This window comes from Paraglaciecola marina, assembly GCF_004360155.1.
Taxonomy (GTDB): Bacteria; Pseudomonadota; Gammaproteobacteria; order Enterobacterales; family Alteromonadaceae; genus Paraglaciecola; species Paraglaciecola marina.
Genome location: NZ_ML178735.1, coordinates 1 through 1608 on the forward strand (window position 1 = coordinate 1; position 1608 = coordinate 1608).

Genomic DNA, 1608 nt, shown 5'->3' on the forward strand with positions numbered 1-1608 from the left:
TGGGCTGGACTCGCTATCGCTCGCCTTTTATGTGGGCGTTAGCTTTGCGGAGGCATTATCGACACTTTGATTTTTGTGATTGGTTCCGTACTGTTCTTTGTATTGGTCATAAAGTTGGAATCTATGATCCCTATTAATTTTTTGGATAAAGTAGAAAGAACGTTTAACGATTTAGGGACAAACGTACAGGTAAGAACAAATTCTTACTCCCGTTTTTATAACACCAAAGGACGATTGATAAAAAAGTCGGATATATCAAAAATTCAAATAGCTGGTTGTCTTACACTTTTTACGTTATCAGATAACGCAATAGATATTACAGTTCATCCAGCTAATAGAGATATCGTGTTTGAAAAAGCAAAAAGTATATTTACAGAGGCTCAAATTGTTGAAATTGATATACAAAGCTAACAAGCCAAGCCAGCGGGAATTTTACTCGCTGAAAAACGCTCATAAAATCCCCTGCTTGGGGCGTTAGTTGCCTAAGGAAAGTATGTACGAAACTAGCCGAATTCAGTTAACCGAGATGATCGCGTTATTAGAAGAAGAGAAATCAGATTGGTGGGCAAAACACTTTAAACGAGCATTATCAGCATTTGATTCCAATGAATATCTAAACTGTGCCAACGTCATAATGTCTGGAAGTGGTGGTATGGGTAGTCTAAATGATGTGGTACNTGAGTGAAAGATGAAAATTACACTATTGACGATATCCCTTATTTTTTCTGGCATTGTATGTGCAGGCGATAAAATTCCTTTATGGGAATACCCGATTTTGGGGTCAAAGTACATTGGAAACAATTGTTCGGAGGCTACGAATAAGATTTTGATGCAAATATCTTTTTCCTCAGAAGGGGAGGTAAAGAGTATTGAGTTTCTCAAGGAAAGTACTATCCCAGCTATAAACCAAGAAGCTAAAAGGTATATGATGGAAGAATCTCCGTTCATGGAATTCGAGGATATGAGTGAGGAAGAAAAACGGAAATATAGTACTGTCAATATGTCGTATACAATCCCATGCGCGAACTCATAACAAGGTGCGTCAAAATCGCCCTTCGGGCTGGACTCGCCACTACGCGGCGAGCCTTTGCGCACGGCGTTATAAGCACTTGATAAAACGGAGTCCATCATTAAGTTCGTAATTTCATTTCTTTTATTATTAATGTCAGCTTTTTCTGCGGCAAAAGGTTGTTCCAATATTTCTGGAGAGTTAACTCTTTGGAATGGTCACCCACCTTCCCTTAGAATTACTTTATCTGATACTGATTTGGTTTACGGAATTTCAGAGGCGGGAGAAGAACCAACCGTAGGAGCTATCCCGAGTGAACTTTACTCCCAGATATTAAAGGGTGAAAACCGAATTAAAGGGAATTTTTGTATAGAGAAATTGGGTAAATTCACGCAAGTTCCATACAGCAAGAATAAAATCGAGTATATAAATATCAAAAGTTACTCTGATATAAATAAGTAAATGTGCTTATAACAAGCCAATCAAGTCGGACGCCTAACAGTTGGCTGCGTTCACTTCGTTCACAATTTTAGCCAACTATTATCCGCCGCACATTGCGGCGTTGAGGCTGTAGAAAAAGCCTAAGATAGTTTGTTTTT

General features: G+C 38.6%; 2 protein-coding genes. Both read left to right on the forward strand.

Annotated features, from left to right (window positions below; all coding sequences use genetic code 11):
- Positions 1–123 precede the first annotated feature (123 nt).
- Positions 124–411, forward strand: a complete 288-nt coding sequence (locus EOK74_RS05995) for a hypothetical protein (protein WP_133469023.1) — start codon at positions 124–126, stop codon at positions 409–411.
- Between the two features lie 115 nt (positions 412–526).
- Positions 527–677, forward strand: a 151-nt coding sequence (locus EOK74_RS21260) for a DUF6966 domain-containing protein (protein WP_420818922.1), incomplete at its 3' end; no start/stop codon positions are given.
- Positions 678–1608 lie beyond the last annotated feature (931 nt).